General features: G+C 51.6%; 15 protein-coding genes and 1 pseudogene. 7 read left to right on the forward strand and 9 right to left on the reverse strand.

Annotated elements, in window-relative coordinates:
- Window positions 1-35: 35 nt before the first annotated feature.
- Entirely contained in the window at window positions 36-914 is an 879-nt protein-coding gene (locus tag AC6I8A_RS21820) for a LysR family transcriptional regulator (RefSeq protein ID WP_256698635.1), read from the reverse strand.
- A gap of 121 nt (window positions 915-1,035) precedes the next feature.
- On the opposite strand from AC6I8A_RS21820, the gene AC6I8A_RS21825 reads away from it, so the two are divergent.
- Window positions 1,036-1,887, forward strand: coding sequence for a Vmh family MBL fold metallo-hydrolase (locus tag AC6I8A_RS21825; RefSeq protein ID WP_497819162.1), 852 nt, complete (start codon window positions 1,036-1,038; stop codon window positions 1,885-1,887).
- A 127-nt stretch (window positions 1,888-2,014) separates the two neighbouring features.
- Window positions 2,015-2,830: pseudogene (gene yddG, locus AC6I8A_RS21830) on the forward strand (aromatic amino acid DMT transporter YddG); the annotation flags it as partial.
- Between the two features lie 230 nt (window positions 2,831-3,060).
- Here the strand turns inward: yddG and AC6I8A_RS21835 are convergent.
- Together AC6I8A_RS21835 and AC6I8A_RS21840 are read right to left on the reverse strand one after the other, a co-directional pair.
- Window positions 3,061-4,263: an FAD-dependent oxidoreductase gene (locus AC6I8A_RS21835; RefSeq protein ID WP_497819163.1), complete on the reverse strand. Its 1,203-nt coding sequence runs from the start codon at window positions 4,261-4,263 to the stop codon at window positions 3,061-3,063.
- A gap of 54 nt (window positions 4,264-4,317) precedes the next feature.
- Entirely contained in the window at window positions 4,318-5,253 is a 936-nt protein-coding gene (locus tag AC6I8A_RS21840; RefSeq protein WP_497819344.1) for an AraC family transcriptional regulator, read from the reverse strand.
- A 110-nt stretch (window positions 5,254-5,363) separates the two neighbouring features.
- On the opposite strand from AC6I8A_RS21840, the gene AC6I8A_RS21845 reads away from it, so the two are divergent.
- The 4 genes from AC6I8A_RS21845 to AC6I8A_RS21860 all read left to right on the forward strand — a co-directional run bounded on the left by AC6I8A_RS21845 (window position 5,364) and on the right by AC6I8A_RS21860 (window position 7,970).
- Window positions 5,364-6,197: an oxidoreductase gene (locus tag AC6I8A_RS21845; RefSeq protein WP_497819164.1), complete on the forward strand. Its 834-nt coding sequence runs from the start codon at window positions 5,364-5,366 to the stop codon at window positions 6,195-6,197.
- Between the two features lie 285 nt (window positions 6,198-6,482).
- Window positions 6,483-6,734 carry a regulatory protein YcgZ gene (gene ycgZ, locus AC6I8A_RS21850; protein WP_256698629.1) on the forward strand — a complete coding sequence of 84 codons (252 nt, stop codon included), beginning with the start codon at window positions 6,483-6,485 and terminating at the stop codon, window positions 6,732-6,734.
- A gap of 117 nt (window positions 6,735-6,851) precedes the next feature.
- The gene (locus tag AC6I8A_RS21855; RefSeq protein ID WP_008102070.1) at window positions 6,852-7,142 is read left to right on the forward strand and encodes a hypothetical protein; all 291 of its coding nucleotides are present in this window, start codon (window positions 6,852-6,854) and stop codon (window positions 7,140-7,142) included.
- Between the two features lie 288 nt (window positions 7,143-7,430).
- Window positions 7,431-7,970 carry a cysteine hydrolase family protein gene (locus AC6I8A_RS21860; RefSeq protein WP_497819165.1) on the forward strand — a complete coding sequence of 180 codons (540 nt, stop codon included), beginning with the start codon at window positions 7,431-7,433 and terminating at the stop codon, window positions 7,968-7,970.
- Between the two features lie 44 nt (window positions 7,971-8,014).
- On the opposite strand, the gene AC6I8A_RS21865 is transcribed toward AC6I8A_RS21860, so the two are convergent.
- Together AC6I8A_RS21865 and AC6I8A_RS21870 are read right to left on the reverse strand one after the other, a co-directional pair.
- Window positions 8,015-8,878, reverse strand: a complete 864-nt coding sequence (locus tag AC6I8A_RS21865; protein ID WP_265296666.1) for a substrate-binding domain-containing protein — start codon at window positions 8,876-8,878, stop codon at window positions 8,015-8,017.
- A gap of 205 nt (window positions 8,879-9,083) precedes the next feature.
- On the reverse strand, window positions 9,084-9,437 hold the full coding sequence (locus AC6I8A_RS21870) for a DUF1428 domain-containing protein (RefSeq protein WP_256698625.1): 354 nt from the start codon (window positions 9,435-9,437) through the stop codon (window positions 9,084-9,086).
- A 178-nt stretch (window positions 9,438-9,615) separates the two neighbouring features.
- On the opposite strand from AC6I8A_RS21870, the gene AC6I8A_RS21875 reads away from it, so the two are divergent.
- Complete coding sequence (locus AC6I8A_RS21875) at window positions 9,616-10,302, forward strand: RipA family octameric membrane protein (protein ID WP_256699129.1); 687 nt, start codon at window positions 9,616-9,618, stop codon at window positions 10,300-10,302.
- 40 nt (window positions 10,303-10,342) lie between these two features.
- Here the strand turns inward: AC6I8A_RS21875 and AC6I8A_RS21880 are convergent, their stop codons facing one another.
- The 4 genes from AC6I8A_RS21880 to AC6I8A_RS21895 form a co-directional block, all read right to left on the reverse strand.
- The gene (locus AC6I8A_RS21880; protein WP_497819166.1) at window positions 10,343-11,776 is read right to left on the reverse strand and encodes a 6-phospho-beta-glucosidase; all 1,434 of its coding nucleotides are present in this window, start codon (window positions 11,774-11,776) and stop codon (window positions 10,343-10,345) included.
- Window positions 11,777-11,792: 16 nt separating this feature from the next.
- Window positions 11,793-13,301, reverse strand: a complete 1,509-nt coding sequence (locus tag AC6I8A_RS21885) for a PTS transporter subunit EIIC (protein WP_497819167.1) — start codon at window positions 13,299-13,301, stop codon at window positions 11,793-11,795.
- Between the two features lie 117 nt (window positions 13,302-13,418).
- A complete protein-coding gene (locus AC6I8A_RS21890; RefSeq protein ID WP_293793606.1) occupies window positions 13,419-14,177 on the reverse strand; it encodes a MurR/RpiR family transcriptional regulator in 759 nt (252 codons plus the stop codon).
- 158 nt (window positions 14,178-14,335) lie between these two features.
- Window positions 14,336-14,818, reverse strand: a complete 483-nt coding sequence (locus AC6I8A_RS21895) for a glutathione peroxidase (protein ID WP_265296664.1) — start codon at window positions 14,816-14,818, stop codon at window positions 14,336-14,338.
- Between the last annotated feature and the right edge of the window lie 24 nt (window positions 14,819-14,842).

Genomic DNA, 14,842 nt, shown 5'->3' on the forward strand with positions numbered 1-14,842 from the left:
TGTCATTCCTTCAAGCCCAAATGCATGTCGAACTTTCAGGCGTTTAACTGCTGCTGCACCGCATCTAAAAACGCCCGCAGCGCTGCCGGCTGCCGTTCACGCGACATGTAAAGGCCAAAGATCGCCAGCGTTTTTGGCTGATAAGCCGGCAATACGGTTTGCAGCTGTCCATTGTCGATGGCATGACGCGCTTCCATTTCCGGCACCATCGCGAGTCCACAACCGGCAATCGCCGCATCACACAACACCGACGAGATGCCGGCGCTGAAATTACCGTGCACCGCTGCGGAGATTGTTTCGCCGTGCGCATCTAAAAATTGCCAGCTCTGCCCAGCGAAACGGCTGTAATGCAGGCAGTTATGCTGCGCGAGATCGGCTGGCGTGTGCGGCGAACCATGCGCCTGCAGATAGCCCGGTGACGCGCAAATCACCGAAACACACTCGCCTAAACGTCGGGCAATGGCGCCAGGTTCGGGATCGTCGGTAATGCGCACCGCCACATCAATGCGCTCACCGATCAAACTCACCGGCTGATTGTTGATCTCCAGCTCGATGCGCACCGCCGGGAAACGCGCCAGGAATGCCGGGATCATCGGCCCCAGAATATGCGTGGCGGTGGAGTGCGCACATGCGACGCGCAACGTGCCGTGCGGCTCGCTATCCGCGCCCTGATCGGCAATCTCTTCAGCCAATCTGGCTAGCGCGCGCGATTTTTCGAGGATCTTCTCGCCAGCGGGTGTGATGGTTAGCTTGCGCGATGATCGGTGCAGTAAACGCGCGCCAGCCCACTTCTCCATTTCATCCAGGTAGCGGCTGACCATCGGCCGCGAAATATCCAGTGCACGCGCCGCAGCACTTAAGCTGCCCAGTTCGCAAATGCGGTTAAACACTGTTGCCGCAGTGACTCTGTCCATGTTGGCTCCATCTGATCGTTTTATGAAACTGATCATATCCAGTTTCGGGAATTCTACCAGCCAGCGATTTCCCTACAATAGAGCCACAAATACGGCGAAGTGCCGGATAAAGGAAAATTCGATGAAAATGAAAACGCTGACACTGGCATTGGCCTTTGCCACCTTGCCTGCCTTCGCTGCACCACTCAATCTAGAAGTGTATAACCCGCAGGAGAATGGCATTTTCCCGGTCTCTTCCACGCTGGTTTCCGGTCCGCATGAAGCGATACTGTTTGATGCGCAATTCAGCACCAAAGACGGTGAAAAGCTGGTGCAGATGATTAAAGCCAGCGGTAAAAAGCTGACGCAGATTGTTATCACCTCCGGCGATCCTGACTTCTATTTTGGTCTGGAACCGATTGTAAAAGCGTTCCCGCAGGTGAAGATTGTGGCGACGTCGGACGTGGTGAAACACATCGAAGCGACCAAAGCCGCCAAGCTGGCGTATTGGGGCCCGCAGATGAAGGACGGCGCACTAAAACAGCTGTATGTTCCGCAGGTTACGCATGCCACCAGCTTTAAAGTCGACGGTGAAACGCTGGAACTGCGTCACGCCAATGATTACGCCGCCTACGTGTGGATCCCGGCCAACAAAGCGATTCTTGGCGGCACCGGCGTGGCTTCCGGCATTCACGTCTGGACCGCCGATACGCAAACGCCAGCTGTTCGTCAGCAGTGGCGTAATGTGCTAAGCGAGATGCAAAAACTGCAACCTAAGCAAGTAATTCCGGGCCATTATCTTGGCGAGCGCACGGCGGGTGATGCGGCGATTACCTTTACCTTGAACTACCTGCAAACCTTTGAGAAAGCGTTACAGCAGCATAAAGGTTCGGCCCAGGTGATCGAGACCATGAAAGCCGCTTATCCGAATCTGCCGGAGGAGAGTTCGTTGGACCTGAGCGCCAAAGTGAATACCGGCGAGATGAAGTGGTAATGGATGTTTCCGTGAGTGAGGTCGCCATGAATGGCGACCTTCGAAAACCGCAGAGAATCCAGCAAATACAAAGCGCATTTGATTTGATAGGATTTTGGCCCGAATTTGCGAAATAAGGTTGCGGGTCATGCCCCAAAAAAGAGCGACGCTGATTGGTTTGCTGGCCATTCTGCTGTGGAGCGCGATTGTAGGACTGATTAAAAATGTCAGCGAAGGATTCGGCCCGGTGGGCGGTGCGGCGCTGATCTACAGTGCCAGCGCGGTTTTGCTGATTTTCACTGTAGGCTTGCCAAAACTGCGTGCTTTTCCGCGCCGCTATTTGATTATCGGCAGCGTACTGTTCGTCTGTTATGAACTCTGCCTGTCGCTTTCACTAGGCTTTACCCACAGCGGACGCCAAGCGATTGAAGTTGGCATGGTCAATTATCTGTGGCCAAGTTTGACCATCCTTTTAGCGGTGATAGTGAATCGGCAAAAAACGCATCCGCTGATTATTCCGGGCATGTTGCTGGCGGTTGCAGGCATTTGTCGCGTTTTGGGCGGCGATCAGGGTTTTTCATTCAGCGAGATCGCCAATAACGTGATGGATAATCCGTTGAGTTATGGCTTGGCATTAAGCGGCGCGGTGATCTGGGCGGTATATTGTGTGGTAACAAAAAAAATTGCTAACGGCAGCAATGGCATAACCCTGTTCTTTATCCTGACAGCGCTGACGCTGTGGCTGAAGTTTTTGCTCTCGCCACAACCGCCGTTTGTGTTATCCGTTGGGGTTTGCATCAGTCTGGCGCTGGCTGCGATGGCGATGGGCTTTGGCTATGCTGCATGGAATGTTGGCATTCTGCATGGCAACGTCACCATTTTGGCCGCCGCGTCCTACTTCATTCCGATCATCTCATCGCTTCTCGCCGTCTTTATATTGCGCTCGCATCTGACCATCGCTTTCTGACAAGGCACCGCGATGGTTAGCGTCGGATCGCTAATGTGCTGGTGGTCAACGCGCGTGCAGCAAGCGTAATGCTAATCCTTAGCACAAAATTTTCTCGCTGATCATTTCCTGCACAACCTGCGTTATGTTGCTATTATAGCGACGCAACACACAGCAATGCGTTGCTACGAGAATTTCAGATTGGTAACGTTTACCTGGCCCGCGCTTAGCGGGCTTTTTTTTGCCGGTTATATATAACGCGGCTTTTCAGTACGGAATCCGAGGCCAATTAAGCGACCAAACAGGTGGCGCAGGAACGGAAAGCGGCTGATCATCTGTGGCACTTTGCTCGGTGTGGTGCGTTTGCGTTTGTTGCTGCTCATTTTGATTTGCAGGAACTGGGTGGCGACCGTTGGAAACTGGCGGCGCCGCTGCACTTTTTGCAGATCCTGTAAGGCAACATTCCCCTGCTGCAGCGGTTTGGTCAGCATATTGGCTGCGGCCACCGCATCCTGAATCGCCAGGTTAACCCCAACCCCGCCAATCGGCGACATCGCATGCGCAGCATCGCCGATACAGAGCACGCCGGGTTTCATCCAGTGATCAAGGCGGTCGATGCGAATTGACAATAGCTTGAGTTTGTCCCACTCATCGACTTCCGCCATGCGCTCTGCGCTGAAGGGTGCCACCTGCGCCATGGTGCTTTTCAGCGCGTCCAAACCCGCCAGTTTTAACTCGTCGAACTGATTTTTCTGGATGGTGTAACCGCACTGCCAGTAATCACCGCGATCGATGACAATGAAGTTCTGCTTAGGCCCTTTATGTCCCATACCCAGCTGCGGATCGTCAGGATGTTTCTCCAGCCTAAACCACAATACATCGCGTGGCGCACCAAAGCTTTGACCGGTTAATCCGGCTTTAGCTTTGACCTGCGAATTGCGGCCATCTGCGCCTATCACTAATGAAGTACGAATAATGTGACGCTCGTTACCCTGTAACGTTTTAACGCCACTGATTGCGCCATCCTCATAAATAAAGTCATCAAATGCGGTGGATTGCAGCAGAGTAAACCCCGGAAATTCAGCAGCTTTTTTCGCAAGAAAGTTGAGAAAATCCCACTGCGGCATAAAGGCGATAAAGCGGCACTGAACCGGCAAACGTGAGAAATCGGCCATGGTGATCTCTTCACCAGCCACTTCCGCTTGCAGCTTCTCCGCGCGTTGATGCGGTAAGGTCAGCAGCTCATCCAGCAAGCCAAGCTGGCGCATGATCTCCAGCGTTGAAGGATGAATGGTGTCGCCGCGAAAATCGCGCAGGAAGTCGGGATGCTTCTCGATTACCACGGCGCGTAAACCCGCGCGCGCCAGTAAATAGCCCAGCATCAAACCCGCCGGACCGCCGCCAACGATACAACAATCCGCGCTTAGCGCGTTTACCTCTGCTGCCTGCATCCTGTGCCTCACGCCAAAAATGATAATGGTTATCATTTATAGCACAGACTGGCATTAATGTGAGGAAACGAACCGCGATGGCTCGTGCGCCGGCGGCACAGCAAAGTTACGCTGCATGCGTTTGATCTCTTCAGCAGGCGGTAACCCAAACAGACGTTTGAACTCGCGATTAAATTGCGAAGCACTTTCATAGCCCACCGCGTGGCTGGCCGATGACGCCGTCATCTCCCTACGCACCATCAACATGCGCGCCTGATGCAATCGTACCGATTTCACATACTGCATCGGCGGCTGATGGGTGATGCTTTTGAAATGGGTGTGAAACGTGGGCACGCTCATGCCCGCCAGCGCCGCCAGTTGTCCGAGCGTTAGCGGCTGCGCATAGTGCGCGTGAATATGGCTCAGCGCTTTGCCCACTTTGCCAAATTGCCCTTGCAAGGTGAGCGCCGCTCGCATCGCGCTGCCCTGCGCACCGGTCAGCACGCGATAATAGAGTTCACGTACCAGCGCGGGGCCAAGCATCTTTGCGTCCAGCGGATGATTTAGCGTGGTGAGGAAGCGCAACACCGTTTCGCGCAGCGTCTGATCCATCGGACTCGACATCATGCTCTGCGCTGCCTGGCTCTCAAACGTCACGTCCTGCTGCTCCAGCTGCAACAGCAATTCAGTCGCCACAGTGAAGTCGAGATGCAGATAAATCGCCAGCAGCGGATATTCCGCTGACGCCGCTGTTTCCATGGTAAAAGGCACCGGCACCGAAACCGCCAAATAATGTTGCTCATCGTACAGATAGACTTGATCGCCAAAGAAACCGCGCTTCGATCCCTGACACACAATCACGATGCCCGGATCGTACAGCACCGGCGTGCGTGCTAGCGGCCGATCGGAACGCAGGATGCGCACGTCCGGCAGCGCAGTCAGGTTGTAACCTTCCTTCGGCGCTAGCGTTTTAAGCAGTTCTACCGTTTTCTGCTGTAGCGTTTCTTTCATCAGCAACATCACTTCCATAAGATTAGGCAAAGAATATACAAGATAAGGTCTTATAGCCGTTCAATCGACAGAATATTATGCATCCTCTACTTTTTGAGGAGAACCCGCAAATGTCTAAGGCTAAAACATTATTCATTACTGGCGTCAGCAGCGGATTTGGGCGCTCACTGGCACAGGTTGCGCTTAGTCGTGGCTATCGCGTGATCGGTACGGTGCGCAATGCTGCCGCAAAGGCTGAGTTTGAAAGTTTGCATGCGGAAAATGCTTTCGCCTATGAGCTGGATGTCACCCATTTCGCCGCCATTGATGCGGTGATTGCCAATGTTGAATCCCAGGTTGGCCCGATTGATGTATTGGTAAATAACGCCGGTTACGGTCATGAAGGGGTGATGGAAGAGTCATCACTTGAAGAAATGCGCCGTCAGTTTGATGTCAACGTGTTTGGTGCGGTGGCGATGATTAAAGCGTTGCTGCCCTTTATGCGCCAGCGCCGTCACGGCCACATTATCAACATCACCTCGATGGGCGGTTTTATCACCATGCCCGGCATCAGCTATTACTGCGGCAGCAAGTTTGCGCTGGAAGGGATTTCGGACACTCTGAGCAAAGAGCTGGCGCCCTTCAACATCCACGTGACCGCCGTTGCTCCGGGATCGTTTCGCACCGATTGGGCCGGTCGTTCCATGGTGCGTAGCGCACGCAGCATCGCCGATTACGATGCGCTGTTTGACCCGATTCGCCAGGCACGAGAGGAGAAGAGCGGCAAGCAGTTGGGCGATCCGCTCAAAGCCGCCAGCGCGATGCTGGAGGTGATCGAAAGCAGCAATCCCCCGGCGCATCTGTTGCTGGGCAGTGATGCTTTGGGGTTGGTACGGCAGAAGATTGAATCATTAAGCGCAGAGATAGATTGCTGGGAAACGCTGACGCGATCGACGGATGGCTGATGGAATCAAAACGTTGGTATGCAGGTGCGCATGAATGTGCCCCCTACAAAAAACGCGCCAAGCCTTTGTAGGGTCGCCATTCATGGCGACCTAAAGACGCTTAAGTGACGAGTATTGCGCGGAATACACTCAGCATTGCCTACCCTTTCCTTAAGTTATTGTTAACAATAAATTAGCACTTTTGGCCAAATCGCTGCGTAGTTGATTCGCCATATTCCTGTACATATTAATTAAACTTGTATAAGTTTGATGGCGAAAGTCATACGTTAACTTAAGGATGGAACCATGCGTCAGGATCGCAATCTTTCAACAGCGTCGGAAGCTATTGCGCGCTACTTCAAAGAAGCCTCTTTGCCTTCGCAGCAGGAAACGCTGGGACTAATTGTGGTTGAGATCTTACGTTCAGGACGGACGCTAAGCCGTAAAACGCTGTGTACTAAGTTGCTGTGCCGTATGGAACAAGCGCGCGGTACTGAAGCAGAAATTCACTATCAGCAGTTAATTGGACTGATGTTTTCTGTAGAACGAGAATCCTAAACCAGGCGCTGCTGTCCTGAGAATTAACCAAGTGGTTTCCGCCTCATTCGCGCCCGGTTGAGACTGAATCCACTTTGTTATTTGCCGCAGGTCTGCCGCGGTAACCAGAGAGAATCTATGTACAGAAGTGATGAAGAACGGCTCACCGACATCATCATGGGCGATGCAATTTTACAGTTGCTGAAAAAATCCGGCCCGCTTTCACCTCGCGCGTTGCTGGATAAATTGCGTGGGATGGCGTCGATTGAGCGTGATCCACCGCGCCAGCAAGCACTAAGTCGCGCGATGTCGGAAGTGATGAATCATATTGAAACACCGCAGTCGAGCGGAGTGGCGATCAAGAATACCGACAACGTGACGCATATTTTCCGCAATCGTGACGGTTCAGGTAATGGCACCAAGCATTAAACATTGGGCGAACGCCGGTTAATCCGCGTTCGCCTTTTGGTTTCATAGCTGTTAACACTTCCCCCTTGTTTTCTTCTGGCACTCTGTTAGATTCAACGCTCACACCACATTCTGGCGAACTTTTATGTCTATCTTCAACGCGTTAATCACAGAAACCACTACCACCACCGCATATGGCGGCGGCGTGTGTGCATCTGTAGCGAAGAGATAAGCTCCAGCATCCTCAGCCCCGTCAATCACTGGACGGGGAATGGTCTCCGTTCATAGCATGCAGAAAGGAGACACACCATGCAGCCACAACTTAAAGCCTTATTAGTCATTGATATGCAGAACGGCTTATTTCACGCTACGCCAGCGCCCTTTGCGGCGGAATCTGTTTTAGCCAATATCAATCAGCTGATCGCGTTAGCCCATCAAGCGCATGCGCCGGTTTTCTTCGCTCGCCACACCGGACCGGATGGATCGCCCTTCGCCGAAAGCGGTCCGCTGACTCAATTGATTCCTGAACTGCAGATGGATGCATCGCACGATCGGGTATTTGTGAAGCGCTATCCCAACTGTTTCCGCGACACTGAATTACTGTCAGCCCTGAAAAGTGCCGATATTCAAGAGTTAGTGATTGTTGGAATGAAGAGCGAATACTGCGTGGATACCACTTGTCGTGCTGCCGCAGATTTAGGTTTTCGCGTTGTGCTGATTGAGGATGGACATACTTCAGTGGTTAACGGCGTGCTGAGCGCTGAGCAGATTATTGCGCACCATAATCAAACCTTGGCTGGGCCCTTTGTGCAGCTATCAGCGTGTGTCGAATATTCATTTGCGGTGTAAATAGAGATTTGGTGCGCAGCAATGCGCACCGCTGGTTCTTGCTATCAATGCCGAATCGCACAGCCGCACTGCGACATTTCGCCCGGCACATGCTTGCCGTGATGCGAATGGCGCACCTGTAACTCGCCCTGCTGCCAGGCGTTACTGGTATCAGCGCGGTTCTCCAATAAACGATTCAACGCTTCAGCCACCAGCAAATCACGACGCTGCGCCCAACTGGTGAGATGCCAGGTTGACGCGCGCGCTTCATCGACATCATCAAAACCCACCACCGCAACATGAGCGCCTTGTGCGAAGTCACGCACCGCTTGTAACGCACCAAACGCCAACACATCGCTTTCGCAGAACAGCGCATTGATGCGCTCGGCAGCACGCGTTTTCTTCAAATACGCCATCATCGCCTGATAAGCCAGCTCGCGATCGTTGCCACCGGCAGAGAGCTCGATTTTCAGTTCTTTCTGTTCTGCTTGCAGGCTGGCTACAAAACCATCCAGCTGGCGCGCAGTCGCGCTGTTTTGCTGGCTGTGCATAAAGCCGAACCGTTGATGACCTTGCGACAGCAGCAACAATCCCATCTCTGCACCTGCGTCATAACCATCGGCAATCACGACGTTGGCATCCGCGCTGGCGCTGTGGCTGAGATGGACGGTTTTGGCCTGCGGCAGGATATCGGCTGCCACACTCAACTCATCGCTAAACAGCGAGGTCAGAAACACTAAAGCGCTGACAGGAAGTTGCGCGGCGTTATGAAGCGCGCTTTGATAACTTTCACGGGAATTGGCATTGAGCAGCAGCGTAATCAAGCCGCGTGCATTCAGCTGGCGCGTAACTTCATTGAGCAGTTTTACGGTATTGGGATTGGTGAACTCATCGCTGACAATGCCGACGATGTTTGAATTTACGGCCATGGACTGACTCTCCTGCAACTTAGCGTGCGGTAATTATTTGTAGGTAACAAAGTTAAGCATTCCACGTTACCCGAATAATCTGCGAGCGCCAATCGCTTAGAGGTCAGTTCAGATTTTGAAGATCATAAATGATATCGGACGGAGATAGAGCGCCAAGTCGTAGGGTCGCCATTCATGGCGACCATCTCAACGCCTTAGCGCTCAACTACTCCTCCAGCAAAATCGCGAATCCGCCATAAATCATGCGTTTACCGTCGAACGGCATATTCTCGCCCATCTCTTTCATGCGCGGATCGGACATCATTTTGGCATTGGCGGCGTCACGCGCTTCTCGCGAGGGATATTCGATCCAGCTGAAAACCACCGTTTCGCCCTCTTCGGCTTTTACAGCGCGATAGAAATCGGTCTGCGTGCCTTCAGGCACATCGTCTGCCCAGCACTCGACGATACGCGTGGCGCCAAACTCTTTGAACAGCGGCGCGGCTTTGGCCGCCATGGCACGATAATCCTCCTTATTGGCTTCCGGCACCGCTACGACAAAACCATCAACATACGACATAGCTCATTACTCCGTCGTGATTTGCGCGGTCAGTAATAACCGCCCATCAATTGTACAAATAATGTGCGATGCGAACCGAAACATAGATGGAAAATTGCGCGCTTACTCGCAGATTCTGCGCGAGCCAGGCGATTTACGTTACACTGACGCCTTTGATCGTTACGTTACCGAGAAATCTATGCGCATCACCATTGAACCGGCCGATCAGCCGTTTATTCACCGCTTATTGGCTGAAGAGATTGAAAGTATTGACACCGCATCCACCAATGCCACGTTATTACAGCAGGCGCTGCACAGCGCGCGCCAGCAGAAGAATCACGAAGCCGATCTCGACTGGCGGCGCAACGCGCTGTTTCTGCTGCTGTTTGTGTTTTTATATGCCGCGCTGGGTGCGTCATTAACTTTGGATCTCACGCCGCAGGCATCCAGCCATAAAAGCCTCGCTTATGCGCTGGAAGCGGTGCCGGTACTGATCGCCTTCTCCGGTTTATTTGTCTCGCTGCTCTACGTATTTCTCACCCGCAGCGGCGCACGTCGTTTGCGTAATTGGGAACAGGGAATTTTTGTGCTGGAGAAATACAGCGGCGCGAATTTCAGTCGGCAAATTAATGAAATGGGATCACGCACCACCGATTATTCGCAGTCGGCAATTAACGTTGCGCTGGCGCTGTTTATTTGTGTGACCTGGGTGGTGATGTATAACTATTTCACCTTCACCACCAGCGGCGTGATTGGCAGCGTGATTTCGTTATTCATTACCACTATGACCTACGTGATTCTGGATATTCAGCTGCTGAAATCTAATTCATCCATCGCCATTGATGAACCGCTGATTCCGGCTGAAGAAGAGAAAGAGAAGCCTTAAAAATTTTGTAGGTGCGACATCCTTGTCGCACCTAATTTTGTTAGAGTTCTTCGCCGTTGCTGGCGATGACCCGGCGATACCAGTCAAAACTCTTCTTCTTCGAGCGGGCAAAATCTCCGCTACCATCATCGTTTTTATTTACGTAGATAAAGCCATAACGCTTGCTGTATTGGCCAGTGGTAAAGGATACACAGTCAATACATCCCCAAGGAGTATATCCCATAAGATCGACACCATCTTCGGTGACGGCTTTTTTCATCTGTTCAATATGCGCGCGCAGATAGTCGATGCGGTAGTCGTCATTGACCTCGCCCTTTTCATCCAATTTGTCGATGGCACCAAAACCGTTTTCAACCACGAAAAGCGGCTTTTCATAACGCTCATAGAGAATATTCAGCACATAACGCAGGCCTACCGGATCGATCTGCCAGCCCCAATCGGAGGCTTTAACGTGTGGATTCGGAACACTTCCTTCGAATCCTGATAGTGCGGTCCCGCTGCCGGCATTTTCTTTACTGACTGCATTACTCATGTAATAGCTCAGCCCGATATAATCGGCACATCCTTCGCGCAGGATCTGCGCATCATCGGGCTCCATCGCAATGTGGTATCCCTTGCGCTGCCATTCATTGAGGATATAAGCCGGATAATGACCGCGCATGTGAACATCACTAAAAAAGAATCGTTCCCTCATCGCTTCCTGGGCATACATCACGTCATCTGGGTGACAGGAAAACGGATACAGCGGCACCATGGCGATCATGCAGCCAATTTTCAGTTCAGGATTAATGTCGTGTCCTAACTTCACCACTTGAGCACTGGCAACAAATTGATGATGCAGAACCTGATACATGCACTCTTCAGGATTAGGCTCGTGGGTGAAAATAACACCGGAACAGCAATAACCGAAAAGCGGGGTTTTCCAGTTGCGCTGATTATTAATTTCATTGAAGGTCATCCAGTATTTTACTTTGTGCTGGAAGCGTTCAATAACCACTGCGCTGAAGTGGACAAAGAAGTCCAAAACCTTTCTATTTTTCCAGCCGCCATATTCGGTGACCAGGAAATTGGGCATTTCAAAATGGGACAGCGTAATAACGGGTTCAATCCCGTATTTCAACAGCTCATCAAATAATGCATGGTAAAAACGCAGCCCCTCTTGGTTGGGTAAAGCTTCATCGCCGCGCGGAAAAATACGCGACCATGCAATTGAGGTGCGGAAGCAGCGGAATCCCATTTCGGCCAGCAGCGCGATGTCTTCAGGATAACGATGGTAAAAGTCTGATGCCTCATGATTGGCATAAAAGCAGTCATCCTGAATGCCTGCGGTGATAACGCGATCAACGCCGTGCGCCCCGCTGGTCAGCACATCGACAATGCTCGGGCCTTTTCCGCCTTTATCCCACGCACCTTCAACCTGGTGAGCGGCAACCGCGCCGCCCCACATGAAATTTTCTGGGAATTGATTATTCATAATAAGTATCTCTTGATCAGATGGTGCCAGGCTGCGGCACAGGGCGGACGTCAGGCTGGCTGTCTTCTTTGAATCCCGCTAGCCAGGAGAAGACCATGCCCAAAACGAATGCAACGAAAATGGATATCAGGAAGCCAAGGAACTGTGTCATGTGCCCTTCTTTAAAGAACACCGGCAGGACGGCAATACCTGGAATGCAGTAACTCCATGAAACCGCGTTGAAAGCTCCGGCAATCATGCCGCCAGCAGCACCCGCGAGGCAGCCACAGATCATTGGCCTTTTGAGGCGTAATGCCACACCGTAAATGGCGGGTTCAGTGATGCCGAACAGCGCCGTCACACCTGCAGAGAGCGCCATGCGCTTAAGCTCAGCATCTTTTGCCTTCAGGTAGACGCCAAGCACCGCACCCGCCATGCCAAATACCGCAGAGGCTTGTAATCCGGTAAAGGTGTCGTAGCCCAAGGTTGCATAGTTGCCGACGGTTACGGGCGTAATGCCCCAATGCACGCCTAATGTAACCAGCGGCATCCACAAGGCACCGACCACAAATCCGGCAACAGAAGGACTGAGGTGATAGAGCGTGTTATAGACGCCACCGATAGCGCCACCAATCATGTTACCGACCGGGCCAAATGCCAGCAGCGTGAGTGGAACCATAATGGCGAGGCAGAACATTGGCGTAAACAGGTTGCGTATCACCATCGGCAGCAGGCGCTCAAAGAAGCGCTGAACATACGACATGCCCCAGACCATCAAAATAATCGGGATCACCGACGAGGTGTAACTCAGATACTGAACCGGCAAGCCCATAAAGGTCAGCGGCGCGGCATCCAGCGGAATGCCAGCAATCTCCACCAGCACTTTTGAAATAGCCGGGTTTTCAACCGCGCTCTGCATCAAAGCCTGCACAGCTGGATCGGCTGAGTTGGCGGTGAGTATTTTGTTGGCCGTCAGCATATTCAGGTAATCCGGCGACACCAGCGCACAGGCGGCGATTACCGCTGTAAACGGATTTACGTTGAATTTTTTTGCAGCGGTAAAAGCCACCATCACGGGCAGGAAGGTAAAGCCGGTCCACGAAACAAAATTAAGAATGCGATAGGTGCCGCTTGCCGGATCCATCCAGCCGATGGCGGTCAGCAGCGAAATGATGCCCTGCAGCACACCGCAGGCTGCCAGCGGATAGAGGAAAGGCGCAAAGATGCTGGAGATGATATCCATAACGCGGCTAACAATACCGACATTAGGCGGTGTTACCGCAACACTTTCATCGATATTGAGTAGATTTTGCACTTCGCGGTAAGCATCACCGACGTGATTGCCGATAACCACCTGCATCTGTCCGCTGGCCTGCATCGCGGTAATCACCCCTTTCACCCGCTTGAGTGATTCAACCTCGACCAGAGCATAATCTTTAAGCACAAACCTCAGACGTGTGGCGCAATGCGTGACACTTATCACGTTATTATCGCTACCTATCAGCTTTACGATCTCTTTCGCAGAATCCGTATAATTTATTGCCATGGTTTTCTTCCATTGCCAGAGGGAATTCAGTCCGTCAGAGGCGAACTCATCGCGGCAATGTTAGAAAATCGCTTCGGCAATGTCACGAAGTCACAATATGTTATAACCGGTCGACAATTACAAAAATGTCACACCACGTGACATCTCACTGACATTATTCACCACCAGTTTTCTGCCTATTGATTCAAGAATAAAAATAACCGGAACCTGCGTGGTAATATCGTATTCGTTATCAATTAAAATGCGGGACACATGATAGGGAACAATAAAGTCAGCGAGTTTTGCCAGGGTTGAATCAGGATTACAGGTTATCGCAATCACTTTGCAATGGTGAATAACAAATTGTCTGGCAAGCTTCACTATTTCAGGTGTTTCGCCAGAGACAGAAAGCACGATAGCCACTGAACTCTGCACCATGTCCGAGCTCACCGGATAATAGGGATCGTCAATGTGATTGCTGAACTTGCCCATGTTAGAGAAGAAACGGGCGCCATACCTGCCAAGCGTACCCGAGCTGCCAGCGCCGGCAAAGAACACCCGTTCTGCATCACGAATATACTCTGCTGCCTGCTTAATCATCTCATCAAACTCATCGTTTCTGATGCTTTTAAAAAAGGTTAATATTTCCTCAGCGCCATGAGGAATAAGTAATGTGCTATTTCTGTTCAGGTGTAACTTCATACTGGCTTTAAGTTCTGAGTAACCTTTGAAATCCATTTTTTTACAGAATCGCAGAACCGTTGCGGTAGACACACCCGAATTATCGGCAAGCTCCCTTATCGTCATATAAATAACGGCATTAATGTTTTTGATAATATAATTGTGCACGCAGCTTTCGAGGGCGTTTAGAGTGGATAACTTTCTTGCGTCAAACATATATTTAAACATCCTGGCAGGTCATTTATGACGTTTATCATGTCACAAACCGTGACATGCAGGGGATGTTTAAGGTAGAAACAGGCTAATTGCTTAAAAAGAAATGTTGTTAATTGTGATAGCTCGCACATTTCGGACGTCGAGAGACGGAATCACTATTAGCTTTCTAGTGCAGCAAGGATTGCGGCTTCCATTTTCTCCGGAGTGGTGATTGGCGCAAAACGCTTGAGCGGTTTGCCATCACGTCCGATGAGAAACTTAGTGAAGTTCCACTTGATGCGCCCTCCCAACACGCCGGGCAATTCGTCTTTTAGATAGCGAAATAGCGGATGCGCTGCGGCGCCGTTGACCTCCACTTTCTTAAACATCGGAAAGCTCACACCGTAGTTAATTTGGCAGGTCTGCGCGATATCATCGGCGCTGCCGGGTTCCTGCTTACCGAACTGGTTACAGGGGAACCCCAGGATCACCAGCCCCTGAGCGGCGTGCTTTTTGTAAAGTGCTTCTAGACCGGCATATTGTGGCGTGAATCCACAATGGCTGGCGGTGTTAACCACCAGAACCAGCTTGCCGGTGAAATCGGCCATTGAGATAGGCTGGCCACGCAGGCTGATGGCATTGAGTTGGTGAAAGGTGGTCATATCAAAATCCTCAGAGCAATAGCG

The organism is Pantoea sp. X-Soil-ISGK-275 (assembly GCF_059730795.1).